The 16048-nt window shown below is 42.3% G+C and carries 10 protein-coding genes; 3 read left to right on the top strand and 7 right to left on the bottom strand.

Going from position 1 to position 16048, the window contains the following annotated elements:
• Nucleotides 1–17 precede the first annotated feature (17 nt).
• Genes ACFQZ9_RS22270 through ACFQZ9_RS22260 form a run of 3 tightly spaced genes read right to left on the bottom strand, consistent with a single transcriptional unit; the run spans nucleotide 18 to nucleotide 3945 of the window.
• A complete protein-coding gene (locus ACFQZ9_RS22270) occupies nucleotides 18–1604 on the bottom strand; it encodes a fatty acid--CoA ligase (RefSeq protein WP_498945463.1) in 1587 nt (528 codons plus the stop codon).
• A gap of 18 nt (nucleotides 1605–1622) precedes the next feature.
• Nucleotides 1623–2780 carry a thiolase family protein gene (locus ACFQZ9_RS22265; protein WP_498945830.1) on the bottom strand — a complete coding sequence of 386 codons (1158 nt, stop codon included), beginning with the start codon at nucleotides 2778–2780 and terminating at the stop codon, nucleotides 1623–1625.
• A 19-nt stretch (nucleotides 2781–2799) separates the two neighbouring features.
• On the bottom strand, nucleotides 2800–3945 hold the full coding sequence (locus ACFQZ9_RS22260) for an acyl-CoA dehydrogenase family protein (protein WP_498945462.1): 1146 nt from the start codon (nucleotides 3943–3945) through the stop codon (nucleotides 2800–2802).
• 221 nt (nucleotides 3946–4166) lie between these two features.
• Here ACFQZ9_RS22260 and ACFQZ9_RS22255 point away from each other — a divergent pair, with 221 nt between their 5' ends.
• Nucleotides 4167–5795 (top strand): SGNH/GDSL hydrolase family protein, encoded by a 1629-nt coding sequence (locus tag ACFQZ9_RS22255; RefSeq protein ID WP_498945461.1) that lies wholly within the window; start codon nucleotides 4167–4169, stop codon nucleotides 5793–5795.
• Nucleotides 5796–5903: 108 nt separating this feature from the next.
• On the opposite strand, the gene ACFQZ9_RS22250 is transcribed toward ACFQZ9_RS22255, so the two are convergent.
• The 3 genes from ACFQZ9_RS22250 to ACFQZ9_RS22240 all read right to left on the bottom strand — a co-directional run bounded on the left by ACFQZ9_RS22250 (nucleotide 5904) and on the right by ACFQZ9_RS22240 (nucleotide 9691).
• Nucleotides 5904–7223: an APC family permease gene (locus ACFQZ9_RS22250; protein ID WP_498945460.1), complete on the bottom strand. Its 1320-nt coding sequence runs from the start codon at nucleotides 7221–7223 to the stop codon at nucleotides 5904–5906.
• 45 nt (nucleotides 7224–7268) lie between these two features.
• Complete coding sequence (locus tag ACFQZ9_RS22245) at nucleotides 7269–8096, bottom strand: carbon-nitrogen hydrolase family protein (RefSeq protein ID WP_498945459.1); 828 nt, start codon at nucleotides 8094–8096, stop codon at nucleotides 7269–7271.
• Nucleotides 8097–8311: 215 nt separating this feature from the next.
• Entirely contained in the window at nucleotides 8312–9691 is a 1380-nt protein-coding gene (locus ACFQZ9_RS22240) for a sigma-54 interaction domain-containing protein (protein WP_498945458.1), read from the bottom strand.
• Nucleotides 9692–9816: 125 nt separating this feature from the next.
• On the opposite strand from ACFQZ9_RS22240, the gene ACFQZ9_RS22235 reads away from it, so the two are divergent.
• Both ACFQZ9_RS22235 and ACFQZ9_RS22230 read left to right on the top strand, forming a co-directional pair.
• On the top strand, nucleotides 9817–10779 hold the full coding sequence (locus tag ACFQZ9_RS22235) for a D-2-hydroxyacid dehydrogenase (RefSeq protein ID WP_498945456.1): 963 nt from the start codon (nucleotides 9817–9819) through the stop codon (nucleotides 10777–10779).
• Between the two features lie 6 nt (nucleotides 10780–10785).
• Complete coding sequence (locus tag ACFQZ9_RS22230) at nucleotides 10786–11718, top strand: glycerophosphodiester phosphodiesterase family protein (RefSeq protein ID WP_498945454.1); 933 nt, start codon at nucleotides 10786–10788, stop codon at nucleotides 11716–11718.
• Between the two features lie 1429 nt (nucleotides 11719–13147).
• Here the strand turns inward: ACFQZ9_RS22230 and ACFQZ9_RS22225 are convergent.
• Nucleotides 13148–15892, bottom strand: coding sequence for a GTP-binding protein (locus ACFQZ9_RS22225; protein ID WP_498945453.1), 2745 nt, complete (start codon nucleotides 15890–15892; stop codon nucleotides 13148–13150).
• Nucleotides 15893–16048: the final 156 nt, after the last annotated feature.

Here is a 16048-nt window from a genome sequence, read left to right as displayed (position 1 = left end):
TTTGACAACCTTTTTTATTATTGTTGAGCCCTACCCAATGAAGCCCCTTGAGCAAACAGCTCCTCTAACTGTTTCCGTAGAATAAACTTTTGGATTTTCCCACTGGCATTCCGCGGCAGCGCCTCACAGAAAACATACTTTCTCGGCCGTTTATAGTTTGCTAATTTGTCGCTATTCTTGCAGTAATCATCCAACTCCTGTTCGGTGACAGCAACCTCTTTTTTCACAACGAAAGCAGTTACCGTCTCACCCCAGCGGTCATCCGGCTGCCCGACTACTGCGACATCGAGTACTCCGATATGCGCATGCAAAACGTCCTCTACCTCGCGCGGGTAAATATTTTCCCCACCGCTGATAATCATGTCGTCCACACGATCATTCACAAAAAGGTAGCCTTCTTCATCCATATAGCCAATATCCCCTGAGTGATACCAGCCCTTATACATTGCTTTTTCAGTCGCTTCCTCCCGGCCAAAATAACCAAGCATCATGCACGAACCTTCTACAATAATTTCACCAGGTTCGCCTGGAGGCAGGACATCGTCCGGGTCGGATGGACCATCCTCATTAGTACGAACAATCCGAACCTCATGATTTAAACTGGCCTGGCCAGCAGAGCCAACTTTCCGTAATTGGTCACCTTCAGACAAGAAGGTAATTGCCGGACCCATCTCAGTCATCCCGTACGCTTGCACTAACGAAATCCCGAGACGTTCATGACAGGCATGGACAAGAGATGGCGCCATTGGAGCAGCTCCATATAATCCAAGCTTCAAGCTTTCAAGATTATACTGGCTTAAATCCTCTTGAAGAAGCATATTCCACATCGTTGGGGCAGCGAAAAATTTTGTGATTTTTTCCTGACTGATTAATTCAAGAACTTTTTTGGGACTAAATTGGTGCAGAATCACATTACGGCCGCCCGAATGAACCCTTGGCAGGAAGGCGCAATGAAGTTCGGCACAATGGAACATCGGTGCCGTCACAAGACCTACATCCTCCGCTTCATACTTCTTGGCCGCAATCACCAGCATACTCTGCTCGATCATATTCCGATGACTGTGCATTACCCCTTTCGGTCTGCCGGTTGTCCCGCTTGTGTACATAATCGCATATAGATCATTTTCATCAACTTCCACCTGTACAAGTTTGGATGAAACCGCATCAAGCTGTTCATGAAAGTTTTTTGCATAGATGGGCGGATCATCATCAATATACCAGAAGGAGATGGCTGGGAAACGGTTCTCGATGTTGGCAATGACAGGCTCTAAAGCATTTTCAAAAAGAATAACCTTTGGGGAGGCATCCACTAAAATATAAGCAACTTCCTCAGAAGTTAACCGAAAATTAATCGGGTTGAAGACAGCACCGATTTTCGCGCAGGCAAAAAAGGCAGTCCCTAATTCTTCGGTATTAAATAGAAAAGTTGAGACGCGGTCGCCTTTTTTTACCCCTTCCTTTAAGAGTGCGTTCGCAAGGCGGCTCACTTGTTCGTTCCATTCTTTATAAGTGAAACGAACATTTTTTCTCACATCATAAATCGCTTCCTTATTCGGAAACTTTTTAACTGTCAAATCGAAAACTTTGCCAATCGTCGTCCCCATACAATCTCCTCCAGAATATTAGTCTAACCTTTCAATAATGGTCGCGTTTGCCATCCCATGCCCTTCACACATAGTCTGCAAACCATAACGGCCGCCTGATCGTTCAAGCTCATGTATCATCGTCACCATTAACCTTGCCCCGCTGCCGCCCAATGGATGACCCAAAGCAATCGCACCCCCATTTGGATTCAGCTTAGCCGGATCCGCACCTGTTTCTTTTAACCAGGCCATTGGTACCGGCGCAAACGCTTCGTTGACTTCAAAAATATCAATATCATCAATGGATAGACCTGATTTCTCCAATGCCTTTTGGGTGGCCGGGATAGGCCCTGTCAGCATCAAGGTTGGATCCGACCCAACGACAACACGGGTATGAACGTGGAAACGAGGTTTTAACCCCAGCTCCTCTGCCTTTTCTCGGGACATAAGTAAAAGGGCTGCTGCACCATCGCTGATTTGACTGGAATTTCCCGCATGAATAACCCCATCCTCAACAAAGGAGGTTTTTAGTCCGGCAAGTGCCTCTAAAGAAGTTCCTTTTCTTGGCCCCTGGTCATCCCTAATAACTATTTTTGTGCCATCAGGAAGTGTTACTTCAAGCGGAAAAATTTCTCTTTCAAAATAGCCCTCAGTTTGTGCCCGCAATGCCTTTTCGTGACTTTCGAGTGAAAATTGATCAAGCTCTTTTCGGGTAAAACCGTATTTTTCAGCAATCCGCTCTGCAGAGAGCCCTTGGTGAATCATCTCAAATCGTTTTCTTAAATTGGGGCTGAAAGGGTCTCCAGCTCCTTTATAGCTAGACCCCATCGGCACCCGGGACATGCTTTCTACACCACCTGCAATGACGACATCCATATCTCCCGCGAGGATGGCCTGTGCAGCAAAATGAACAGCCTGCTGGCTTGAGCCGCACTGGCGATCAATCGTGGTTCCAGGGACTTCAATCGGGAATCCGGCAATCAATGCCGCGACTCTGGCAATGTCTCCTGCTTGTTCACTTACCTGTGTGACACATCCGAGGATGACATCATCAATAATGGCAGGATCTATCCCGGCTCGATTGACTAATTCTTTTAATGTTAATGCTGCCAGGTCATCTGGACGAATATCCTTTAATACTCCATTTCTTTTTCCAACAGGTGTCCGAACACCTTCTACAATGACTACTTCCCGCATCATTTTCGACCTCTCTTTTCTATAATCCAAGGTTTTTTGCAATAATTGTTTTCATAATTTCATTTGTCCCTGCATAAATGCTGGATACTTGTATATCACGGAATCTTCTCGCAATCTCGTATTCTTCCATATAGCCATAGCCGCCGTGCAGCTGCATACATTCGGAGGCAATCTTCTTTGCATTTTCTGTAAGTTTCCATTTTGCCATCGAAACCTTCGTCACAACATTTTTCCCCTCGATATGTTCTCTAATCAGCTGATCTAAAAAGGCCCTGCCCATTTCAATGTCGGCCGCCATCTCTGCAATTTTAAACTGGGTATTTTGGAATTGGCTGATGGACTTTCCGAAAGCTTCACGGCTTTTTACATAATCTATTGTTAGTTTTAGCATTACCTCTGCTGCTATCTGGGCCTGTATCGCCACCACAAGCCGTTCCTGCTGCAGTTTATTCATCATATAGAGGAAGCCTTTTCCTTCCTCACCAATAAGATTTTCTTTTGGAACCTTGCAATCTTCAAAAATAAGTTCAGCAGTATCCTGGCAATGCAAGCCAACCTTGTTCAGCTTTCTCCCTCTGGAAAAACCGGGGTTGCCTCTTTCTACCATCAAAAGGCTGATTCCTTTATGTTTTGGCTTGGCATTCGGGTCGGTTTTACAAGCAACTAGGATTAAATCCGATTGAATTCCATTGGTAATAAACGTTTTTTGTCCATTTACTATATAATGATTTCCATCAAATTTTGCGGTTGTTTTAATATTAGCCAGGTCTGAACCTGTCCCTGGTTCCGTCATCGCAATTGCTGTAATCAGCTCACCCGAAGCACACCTTGGCAGCCATCGCTGTTTTTGTTCTTCTGTTCCAAAGGCGTTGATGTAGGGGATGACAATATCGCTGTGAAGTCCAAGCCCCACCAATCCGGATCCTACGCGTTCGAGCTCTTCATTAATGACAATGGAAAAACCCCAGTCCACCCCACTCCCTCCATATTTCTCCTCTAAATCAGGACAAAGAAATCCCTGCTCCCCCATTTTTGTCCAAAGGGAACGAGGAATAAGGCGATTTTCCTCCCACTGTTCATAAAAGGGATATGCTTCTTTGTCCAAAAACTTTCGTAAAGATTTGCGGAAAATTTCATGATCTTCCGTTAAATATGGATGGTTCATCCCACAATCACCTCTCTATGGTTTGAAAACGCTTACCATTTATATTTTACCAGATAATACCGAATTTTTTTGAATATTTTATTCCAGGTTGCTCACTCCCTCTTACCTATGTCATAGGACCTTTTGCATAATTTGTAGAATTATAAATGTTGAAAATTCAGAAAATATGAAACTATAATAGTTCTGGTAGGAAAAAATTACATAATAGGAGGGAATTTTTATTGAAGTTTAAAAAGTTGTCGATTTTATTTGTATTAATGCTGGCAATAAATACCTTCTTTTCTTCGTTTGTTTTTGCTGAAAACACCAATAAAAAAAGTATTGTTGCCTTAGGGGATTCGATTACATATGGATGGAATCTTCAAGATCGTTCACAAGCATTTCCCTATCTAATTGGGACTGACGAATATACGGTCTTGAAAAATATTAGTGCCCCTGGCTGGAAAACTACTGATTTATTAGCAGGAATGAGCACAGCTGAGAATATGGACGCAATTAAAAATGCTGACTTGATTACTTTGGATATCGGAAATAATGATTTATTGTCACTTCCGGAAGTAAAAGTAATATTAGATCAATTAAAAGCCAACCCGCCGGTACTACCAACTCAGGACCAAATTAATGCTGCAACTGCTGCTTTAATGAATGCTATTTCAAAATTACCAGCAAATCTATGTGCGGTAATCACAACGGTTAAAAATGTGAATCCTGATGCACCAATTATTCTTTACAACCTATATAATCCATTTGGAACCAACGCAGGTCCTTTACATGACCTTGGTGAAAAAGTTATCCCAGCTGTGAATTCACAAGTTATCAACCCTCTTGCGCAAACCTTTGGTGCCCACGTAGCTAATGCCTATTCCGCGTTTGATGGAAGACAAGCTGAATTAATTTTACCTGGGGATATTCATCCAAATACTACTGGCCATCAAGTCTTAGCTGGTTTAGCTAATGATATTTTAAAAACCCTGGCACCTCAGGATTTTGATATTACGCTAACACCATCGACTACAGAACCAGCGGAAAAGGTAACCGTAACGGTTTCTACTACAGCAAATGAAGTTGCCAGCATGAAATGGCTGCCTGGAGAAAAAACGACGGCAGATTTCGAGGGAACTGGAACTGAGATCAAAAACAACCAGTTTGAGGTAACGGAGAATGGCAAATATACAGTGTATGTGATGGACCGGAATGAACGCGAAAAAGTAAAGATCATTGATATCAACAATATTAAACAGGCACCTGCACCTGATTTCAACCTTGACCTAACGGCTTCGCCAATGGAGGAAACAGAAGGTCCAGTGACCATCAAAGTTTCCACCACTGCAGAAGAAGTTCTAGAGATGAAATGGCTTGCTGGTGAAAAAACGGTTGATGATTTTGCCAATGATGGGACTAACATTACCGATAACCAGTTTGATGTAACTGAAAACGGAAAATATACCGTATATGTTTTGGATGGTAGAGGGGTCCAAAAAGTTAAGGTCATTGAAATTACCAATATTAAATCCAATTCCGATGATCCTAGTAATGGAAATCCTGGAGACGACGGTACTAATAATCCTGGGGATAATCCTGGTGATACCGGTAATGACAACTCTACTGATAACCCGGGGAATGGCGGAAGCGACAATCAGACGGACACCTCTGGAGATAATGGCAGTGATCACCCGGCATCTGATTCAGCTGATAAAAGCAGCAAGAGCCCTGCATCCGCAACAGATAATTCGTTACCTGACACTGCAACATCAATGTACAATTATGCCGCAATGGGACTAGCTCTACTATTAGCTGGTATAGTGGCAATGAAGGTCCAGCAAGTAAGAAGAAAGAGAGAAAATATCTAATATAACAGGAGATCCGTTCCATTGGGGGACTGATCACAAATAAACCTGCCGCTTAAGGCAGGTTTATCTTTTGCGATATTCTTTTAAGAGGCAAAATCTTCTGAACCTTCAAATCCCAATTCTGGTGGTCGTTTCCTGAAAAATTTGGTTATGAATAGCAAGTGAATGATTCCTAATACACTCCATATCCCCCCCAAGAATTAAGGCATGTTTATCTAAATTGCTCCAGAGCCAAAAATTAAAGACAGCACCAATAAGCGGTATAATCAAATAAAACAAAATATCTCGAGGAGATCGCTTATTCCCCTTAATGAAATAATGGGCAATAACAGAAATATTGACAAATCCAAAAGCGGTAAAGGCTCCGAAATTGATAAAGGAAGTCGACGAAGCGACATCAAGTTTTAAGGCAACTAGAGAAACCAAGCCGATGATTAAAAGATTATAGACAGGAGTTTTGTATTTAGGATGAATATATCCAAAAATTCTTTTCGGAAGGACAGAATCACGGCCCATAACGAACAGAAGCCGGGCTGCACTCGCTTGGGCAGCGACAGCAGAGGCAAAAGAGCTAACAATCAATCCCGCAATAAAGATGGAAACAAACAAGTCTCCTCCTACCATCCGAATAACCTCAAATCCCCCTGAATTGACATCCTTAAAATGAAAACTAGGATGCACGAGCTGGGCGAGATACGAAACAACTACAAAAATGCCGCCACAAATCAATACCGCAAGAAATGTCGCCTTAGGAATGGTCTTTTCTGGCTGAATCGTTTCCTCTGTAAGGGTAGAAATAGAGTCAAATCCAAGGAAAGAGTAAGCGGCGATCGCAGCCCCTGCAAAAATCACCGGAATAGAAAATTGACCTGTAAACAAAGGGGTAATCGATACTAAGCTGCCCGTTCCCGTCATTAAACTTTTTGCACTCAAAACGATAAAAATACCAATCACTAGAAACTGGAGCATCATCAGCCAAAAATTCAACTTGGTTGCTAATTTGATTCCTAATATGTTTATTACCATAGGTGGAATGATAAAAATCAGGACAGACACCCAGAAAGGGATCGCCGGAATCGCTGCAGATAAAGTATAGGCAGTCAATACACAAATGGCCATCGGTAAGAACACATAATCCAATAAAAGAACCCATCCGATCATGAAGCCTAGATGTGAACCGATTGCTTTCCGTGTATAGGTATAAGCGGAACCAGCTACAGGAAAGGCCTTGATCATTTGGGAATAGCTATACGCAGTAAAAAGCATCGCAATGATGGTAATCAAGTAGGCACTAACAATTAATCCGTGTGTCGTTTCCGATAAAACCCCAAAAGTAGTAAATACTACTGCAGGAGTCATGTAAGCGATACCAAATAAGGTGATCGGAACGAGGGTAAGCGTTCGGTTTAATGATTGATTATTTTCCATCCATATACCTCCATCTATTCAATTACATCAAACGCTTTTCTAACGTTAGATTTCAATTTTCCCATGGTAAGAATTCTCTTCCCGGTTGATGATCTTCAGTCTGCGTTCATTTAAATAGTGATAATGCTTCCTGCTCTCCAGAACGAGCGACAAGTCGATTGAAGCCGAAACCACCTCTTCTTGTTGAGTACCAGCCTCCACCAGAATCCGCCCGTATGGATCAACGATCATACTCCCTCCGACAAATTCAGTAACTTCCCCACCATCACGGCCTTCGCCAATACGGTTAGCCATCGCAACGAAAATCTGATTTTCCTGGGCCCTGGCCTGAAGGGCTACACGATGAACGGAACCGTACGGGTGCATATTACCATCCGTCACGATTAATAATTCTGTTCCCAAACTTGCCACCGCACGGGCTGTTTCTGGGAACTCAATGTCGTAGCAAATAAGAAGTCCTAGTTTGGTACCATTCCAAGTGCAGCTTTGAAAACTATTGCCCGCTTCCACCCTGGAAGCTTCTCCCACCCACAGATGGGTTTTGCGGTAAGAAAGCAATAACCCCGTTGGCCCTACAAGAACCGTTGTATTATAAACATTCTCGCCGTCTCTTTCATAAAGACCGGCAACAATCAAGGTGTCTGCCTCCCGGGCCTTCTGTTCCAAATGGTGAACGACAGGTCCATCCAGCTGCTGCGCTAAAGTACGGCAGACCTCCCTTTCTGGAAATCCCATGACATAAGTCTCCGGAAAAACAATGAGATCATGATGGCTACCATACTCCTCAATCACTTCATCCATTCGAGCAAGATTTTTTTCAATTCGGCCATCTTCACAGGCCAGCTGCGCTAATGCAATTCGAAGCGTTTCCATTCCATTCCTCCTATTAACTTTTATGGTCAACTCTCCCTTAATAATGCAATTAGCGTGCCAAACGAAAAAACCCCGCTAGAATAACAAAACTTCAACATACCAATCAAGGGTATGTAAGTTTAAACTTACACTGTAAGTCAAAGTGCACACATAATAGTAAATGAGCACGCATTTTTCATAGGATGTCAGTTTAAACTAACAGTGTTATTCTATAATTACACCCCTTCTTCGTTATGGATATTTAATCTTTTCATCTTTTGATAGAGAAGAGGACGGGATATTTTCAGGAGCTCCGCAGCTTTGGTTTTATTTCCTTTACACATTTTCAGCACTTGAATGATCGCCTCCCGCTCCGCATGCTTTTTGATTTCTTCGAGCGGGTTATGATGTTCGATAAATTCAAAGGGATCTTTCTCTCTCTCCAAAAGGTAATCGAAATGTTCAATTTTCAACTCGCGCTCCTGCGAGCCAATCCGGTTCATCGCCCTTTCAATCATGTTTTGAAGCTCTCGAATATTCCCTGGCCATTTATAATTCATTAACATTTCCATCACTTCATTCGAAATCGTTTCGACATTTCGATTTAGAATTGGATTGAAGCCATTGATGAAGGATTGTGAGATTAACGGGATGTCCTCCACTCTTTCTCTTAAGGGAGGAATATGGATATTAATCACATTTAATCGATAAAATAAATCCTCTCGGAATTTCCCCTCTTTTACGAGAGTTTTCAGGTTTTCATTGCTCGCCGTTATGATGCGAATGTCAATGGGAACCGTATATTTACCACCCACTCGATCGATCTCTTTTTCTTGTAAGGCTCTAAGGATTTTTGGCTGTAAGGTGTAAGGCATTTGATTAATTTCATCCAAAAACAGCGTTCCATGATTGGCCATTTGGAATTTCCCTTCTTTTCCTCCCTTTTTAGCACTTGTAAAGGCGCCCTCCTCATACCCAAACAACTCCGATTCAAAGAGTTCCGTTGGGATAGCCGAACAATTAATCCGGACAAAATTCCCCTGGCTTCGAGAACTCAGATCATGAATCGCATGAGCTACCAGCTCTTTTCCTGAGCCTGTTTCCCCACTAATCAATACGGTGGATTGGGTACTGGCCGCCTTCCGGATTTCTTCTCTCAACCGTTTGGTAGCCGGACTTTCCCCAATGATATGGTTAATCGTATACTTTGCACTCTGAAGACGTTTTAACTCATTTTTGAAATAATTCAATTCTTGATTAAGGCTTTCTATTTTTTTCACAAAATTATTCAGCAAATAATAGTTATCAAATAAATCGTACTCGACCACGCCAAAAAACGTTCCGTCTTTTTCATAGATAGGGTAACGGGTACTAATAAGGGTGGCATTTTCTAAAAAATAGGGGTCGGCAATGGCTGGTGTTTTCATTTCGACGGTTTTATGAATTTTTGTTGTAGGAATCACATCGTGAACATGTTTACCAATAATCTCTTTAAGATCTACCTTAATGGAGTCTGCTGTTTTTTGATTCATATAAATAATTTTTGCATCTTTATCCACTACAACTAACCCATCAATATATTCTAAAATTAAGTGACATTGCTCCAATGAAAGCATAAAACATCCTCCCAGGAATTTGATCTGGTACCAAACTCTATTAATATAAAGATGTTACCATTTTTCCTATTTTTCCGTTATCATAAAATTTAGTTAATAGATTTTTAATTGAACGGAGCGATGGTATGAAAAAGAGAAAAATGGTCATTACCCATAAATTAACACAGCAGCAAATTAACCAAATCCAAGAACTCATCCCTGATTGGGATTTAATCGTTGGAAAGGATAAAGAATTTTGGCAAGAGCACCTGCAGGATGCAGAAATTATTGCTGGTTGGAAACGGGGACTTGAAGAATATTGCCTCACCCCTGATTCAAAACTAAAATGGCTTCAGACATGGAGTGCCGGAGTCAACTCCCTGCCACTTGAAAATCTGGAATCCAAAAACATTTTCTTGACGAGCGCCAATGGTGTGCATTCCTATCCTATTTCTGAAACTATCTTTGGCTTAATGCTAGGGTTAACGAGAAAAATCCATACCTATGTAAAGAACCAGCAATCGAAAAAATGGCACCATGCAAATATGGGCTTGGAATTACATGAAAAGACAATTGGAATTTTAGGTGTTGGGGCAATCGGAAAAGAAACCGCAAAGATAGCGAAAGCCTTTGGTATGCATGTAATCGGCCTCCGTCACTCTGGAAATCCTGAAGAATATGTCGATGAAATGTACACACCGAACGAACTCAATGCCCTCCTGCCAAATTGTGATTATATTGTGATTACAATGCCATTAACGAAGGAAACGTATCAATTAATCGGAAAAGAGCAATTTGATCAAATGAAACCTTCTGCCTTTATCATCAATATTGGCCGTGGTGAAATTGTCGTAGAAAAGGATTTAGTTCAAGCACTGCAAAACGAAAAAATTGCCGGTGCTGGGCTTGATGTTTTTGAAAAAGAACCATTGACTGAAGAAAGTCCGTTATGGGAAATGGAGAACGTGATTATTACCCCGCACACTTCCGGCTCAACTGAACATTATAATCAGCGGGTAATTGAAAAAATACTTATTCCAAATTTAAAAAGCTATCTTTCCGGACAAACTCCATCAGAAAATCTGGTAGATTTTTCGAAAGGCTACTAGTGGTCTATGGCGCAAATCACCATTGAAAAAACAAAAAGGCGAAGCGTCAAATTTTTAAAGATTCTTATACCGGCTCTTCTTCTCTTTCTGCTCGCTATTAATTTTTTGCCTGTTCAGCCTATTAAGGAGAAGCCATTTTTCAAAAATAACCGTCCGTTGGTTGTTGCCCATCAAGGCGGTGAACTACTCGCTCCCTCCAATACAATTGCGGCATTTTCAAATGCTGCAAAACTTGGGGTTGATGCACTCGAAACGGACCTCCATATAACAAAAGATGGGCAGTTGGTAGCCATCCATGACCCGACTGTTGACCGAACAACGAATGGACATGGGGCTGTAAAAGACTTGACCCTGAAGGAAATCCAAAAGCTTGATGCCGGATACCATTTTAAAGACCTTCACGGTCAATACAGTTTTCGTGGCAAAGGTGTTTATATTCCAACCGCTGAAGAGATTTTTCAAAGGTTCGGGAACATGAGGATTGAAATGGAGATTAAGGATGATAATCCGCCGAAGCGATATGAAGAAATGGCAAAAAAGCTCTGGGCTTTAATTGAAAAATATCACATGGAGGATAAAATTCTCGTTGCCTCTTTTGACCAAAATATTCTTAAAACCCTTGATAAGTATGCAAAGGAACGAGTGGCTACTTGTGCTGGTAAACAAGAGGTGACAAAATTTGTTGTGTTTCATAAGTTCTTTTTACGGGATTTATATCAGCCGCAGGTGGATGATTTTCAGTTACCCGTTGCGGATAGCGGTTTCGATTTAACGGACAAGAATTTGATCGATGGTGCACATCGGCGCGGCATGCAAATTCATTACTGGACCATTGATGACCCGAAAACGATGAAAAAATTAATTGCATCCGGTGCAGATGGGATATTAACCAACCGTCCGGATTTACTGCTTAAGGTGATGAAAGGGATGGGGAAATAATCCAAATAATTCCTTGGATTAACAGCACATGAACCTCTATCACAGGTCATAGTTCCCGTTCCTCTCTGATTTCTCTCGGCACGAGCACTATCATAGGCGCTCAGTTCCCGTTCCTCCCTATATTCTCTCGGCACGGGCACTATCATAGGCGCTCAGTTCCCGTTCCTCTCTGATTTCTCTCGGCACGGGCACTATCATTGGCGCTCAGTTCCCGTTCCTCTCTGATTTCTCTCGGCGCGGGCACTATCATTGGCGCTCAGTTCCCGTTCCTCTCTGATTTCTCTCGACGCGGGCACTATCATTGGCGCTCAGTTCCCGTTCCTCTCTGATTTCTATCGGCGCGGGCACTAGCATGGGTGCTTAGCTCCCATTCCTCTCTGATTTCTCTCGGCACGGGCACTATCATAGGCGCTCAGTTCCCATTCCTCTCTGATTTCTCTCGGCACGGGCACTATCATTGGCGCTCAGTTCCCGTTCCTCTCTGATTTCTCTCGGCACGGGCACTATCATAGGCGCTCAGTTCCCGTTCCTCTCTGATTTCTCTCGGCACGGGCACTATCATTGGCGCTCAGTTCCCGTTCCTCTCTGATTTCTCTCGGCACGGGCACTATCATAGGCGCTCAGTTCCCGTTCCTCTCTGATTTCTCTCGGCACGGGCACTATCATTGGCGCTCAGTTCCCGTTCCTCTCTGATTTCTCTCGGCACGGGCACTATCATAGGCGCTCAGTTCCCGTTCCTCTCTGATTTCTCTCGGCACGGGCACTATCATTGGCGCTCAGTTCCCGTTCCTCTCTGATTTCTCTCGGCACGGGCACTATCATAGGCGCTCAGTTCCCGTTCCTCTCTGATTTCTCTCGGCACGGGCACTATCATTGGCGCTCAGTTCCCGTTCCTCTCTGATTTCTCTCGGCACGGGCACTATCATAGGCGCTCAGTTCCCGTTCCTCTCTGATTTCTCTCGGCACGGGCACTATCATTGGCGCTCAGTTCCCGTTCCTCTCTGATTTCTCTCGGCACGGGCACTATCATTGGCGCTCAGTTCCCGTTCCTCTCTGATTTCTCTCGGCACGGGCACTATCATAGGCGCTCAGTTCCCGTTCCTCTCTGATTTCTCTCGGCACGGGCACTATCATTGGCGCTCAGTTCCCGTTCCTCTCTGATTTCTCTCGGCGCGGGCACTATCATGGGCGCTCAGTTCCCGTTCCTCTCTGATTTCTATCGGCATGGGCACTATCATGGGTGCTTAGCTCCCATTCCTCTCTGATTTCTATCGGCACAGGAACTATGATGGGTGCTCCGTGCCCGTACACTACGTAAATAACCCAAACCGGGCACTTTCCTTTCAAATTGAATTTTTTTACCTCTAAAATAAAAAAAATGACGTGTGTACTCACACGTCATTTTTGCACCCGTCCTCCGGGCGGCCCATTAATACACCGTTTGCGCACCATTTCCCGCAACCGTCATCCATTCAAACTGTCGAAGACGTACTTCAAATAATGTCAATGGATCGCGAAACATTTCAGGATTGGTGTTCATTTTTGTAAGAATATCTTGATTGGTATGAACCTCTGATTGCGCCTCTTCAATAGCTCGTGAGACAACACTGGCCGGAAACCTAAAAAACAGGCTAATGTCCCGCTCCAATGCTTTTTCAAACAATTCAAATTGCTGGAAAAAGCGGTCATTAACCAGAACAACCGTTTCAGAGTAATCATCGTTTTCAACAAAATTTTTGTACTTATTAAACAGCATCGTTTTGTTTTGCGACAACGCCCCTAACAATTTCCCTGCACTTTTTAGCAGGAACTGTGAAGGTGTCCGGCGCAGCAGGATATTGAGCGGTTCTAATATAAATCGGCTTGTCATTCGGTCCGTATCCCGACGCCAATCATCGAGCACCTTAAAATCACATTCCAGCTTAAACCGTTCCTCTCCGTACATTGCGTTAAAGCCCTCTGCCATTTCGTCTAGGAATTGTTGGCTTTGAGCGAATTCCTCTTTCGTTTGCCCAATCCAATCCTGCAAGGAGGTGTAATATTTCGGAAGCACCGTACCCTCTAAATATTCCTGAATTCTTTTGTTCATTTCGGAATTAAGCTCAAGATGTATGTTACTAAAATCACTGTTTTCCTTAATTAAAGAAGAACATTCCTTTAACATTTTTGGCACAGCCTCAGAAATTTCCTTTTGGAGACTCTTCTTAATCTCACGATAACTTCGCGTAATGGTCTCCGTTTTTTGTGATTCAGCATCCTTTATCTGATTGAGAGCCCCCGTTAATTTCATGTGCATCTCTTCATTCCAGCGCACTGATTCAATTAATTGGTTCTCCACATTAATCCGTTTTTGCAGCAATTCCGTAATAGTCGAACGAATAAAAAATAATAATTTTGCCAGCCGATTATCTTCGATATTTCTGGTACTTTTTATCGATCGAATAAACTCTTTCAATTCACCTAACTGTTGACCGCGGTCATTTTGCGCTGAAAAAGCTAAAATCTTTGAATCCGGTAAGTAGGAATGGATTTCCGCTTTTGTTTCATTAAAGATTCGTATCATATCCTGTTCGTTCGCAATCGTATCCATTTTATTCAAGAGAAAATGGATAGGAATATTAGGCGCCTGGTCATGGATTTGTGATAGAATTCCCCGTTCCTTAGCAGTAAACGGTGCATTGGCATCTAGAACAAATAATACCGTGTCCGCTGCATGGATTTGTTTCATTACTTCATACTGATTTCCATTTAGCCCTGGAGTATCAATAATGGAAAGTTGATTCTCCTGCAAAAATCGGACTGGTCGCTTAAACTCGAAAATGGACTCTAAAGCATTTCGGCGCCGATCCATTCGTTCTTGGAAGTCAGCTAGCCCAGCCAATTGGATAATTTCTTGATTATTTATCTCAAAAACATCAAGATCAGGATGATCCATAAACATCACAACAGATGATGTCGGACTATCCTGCAAATCTTCTCCGCAAATGGTATTAACAAATGTAGATTTACCCGTTCCACTAAGTCCAGTTAGGACAAGATGATGGGTTTCAAAATTAATCAGCTGCTGAACCATCCATTTCAGGCGATTATTTTCACCCATATCATTCTTCTCTGCCCATTGCAAAATCGAATCAAACAATTTTAAGCATTCTTCGAGTTCATCTATTTCATGTTCCGTATTACTGATAATCTTTTCTGCCTCACTCACAACGCTCATATTAATGCTTACTGGAAATAACTCGTTCCATGAAAGGACTGCAGCTGATGCGATGACCATGTGAGATGGACTAGATATTCGAATCCAATTGGTCAATAAATCAGGAATTAAATCGGTTAATTCTTTAATTAAATACCTTCCATCAATCAAGCTGAAATAGGTGTCTTTATAAAGGGTTGAAAGTTCTTCCCAGTGATCGTTTTGATTTGTTTCTAAATTGAATAAAAGCTGATTCATTTCTTTTATCCAAGTAAAATACAAATCTTCCCTTTCATAACTATTCCATAAAGCAACCGCTAACTGTTCAAACAAATTCCTGTCTAATGTATAAACTACGTTCAAAGCATGTGAAAAATAGCCTGGCGGCAATTGTTTGGTTACACCATTTTTAATATAGGAAATAACCACTTCAAACCATTCCGGAGTAACCGTTCGATTCGCTTCATTTACAGCGAGTTCAATAGCATTCTCCCAGTCAAGCCGGTCCTCAAAAAACCTCCTGGCGATTTCTGTAACCTGCGGATAATCCGGATTGGAAAGAACCGTTTTCTTGATGACTTCGACTGCTGAGTCCATTTTTCCGCGTTCGTTATAAAGTGTAAATAACTGTAAAGCTACTTCAGTCTTTAAGGTAAGACTGTCGGTTTCAATTGCGGTATACAAGTCCTCCGCATTGGACAACAGCCCCATTTCGTAATAAGCATCTGCTGTATTTTTTTGCGCCCATGGCTCCAGTTCATTGATAATGTTTCCCCATTTAAAAATGGCTGTCTCAAAGTCTCTATTGTGAAAATACACTTCACCTTGTGCAAACCGTATATAGGATAAATCCGGTATACCCTTTTGCATTTCTTCTTGATAGGCATCCCCGAGAACACGAATCGGATGTACCACTTCATGTTCATTAATGAACATGCTATAGTACTGTTTTTCTGTTAGCTGCTTTTCTAACGACATTGTTTTCCCTCCAATTGCAAGCACTTCTATGTCATTCATATGGAAAAGAGGCATATTTATTCCTCATACTATTCGAACAATGGGACGATTATAAGTCCATAACAGAATAATTCTACCAAATGAATTTTTAAAAGCGATTTCAGTTATGTTTCATTT

It is taken from the genome of Neobacillus sp. GCM10027624, assembly GCF_042675345.1.
Taxonomy (GTDB): domain Bacteria; phylum Bacillota; class Bacilli; order Bacillales; family Cytobacillaceae; genus Neobacillus; species Neobacillus cucumis_D.
Note: the sequence above shows the minus strand (reverse complement) of the source record. Positions and strands in the feature narration are given on the sequence as shown.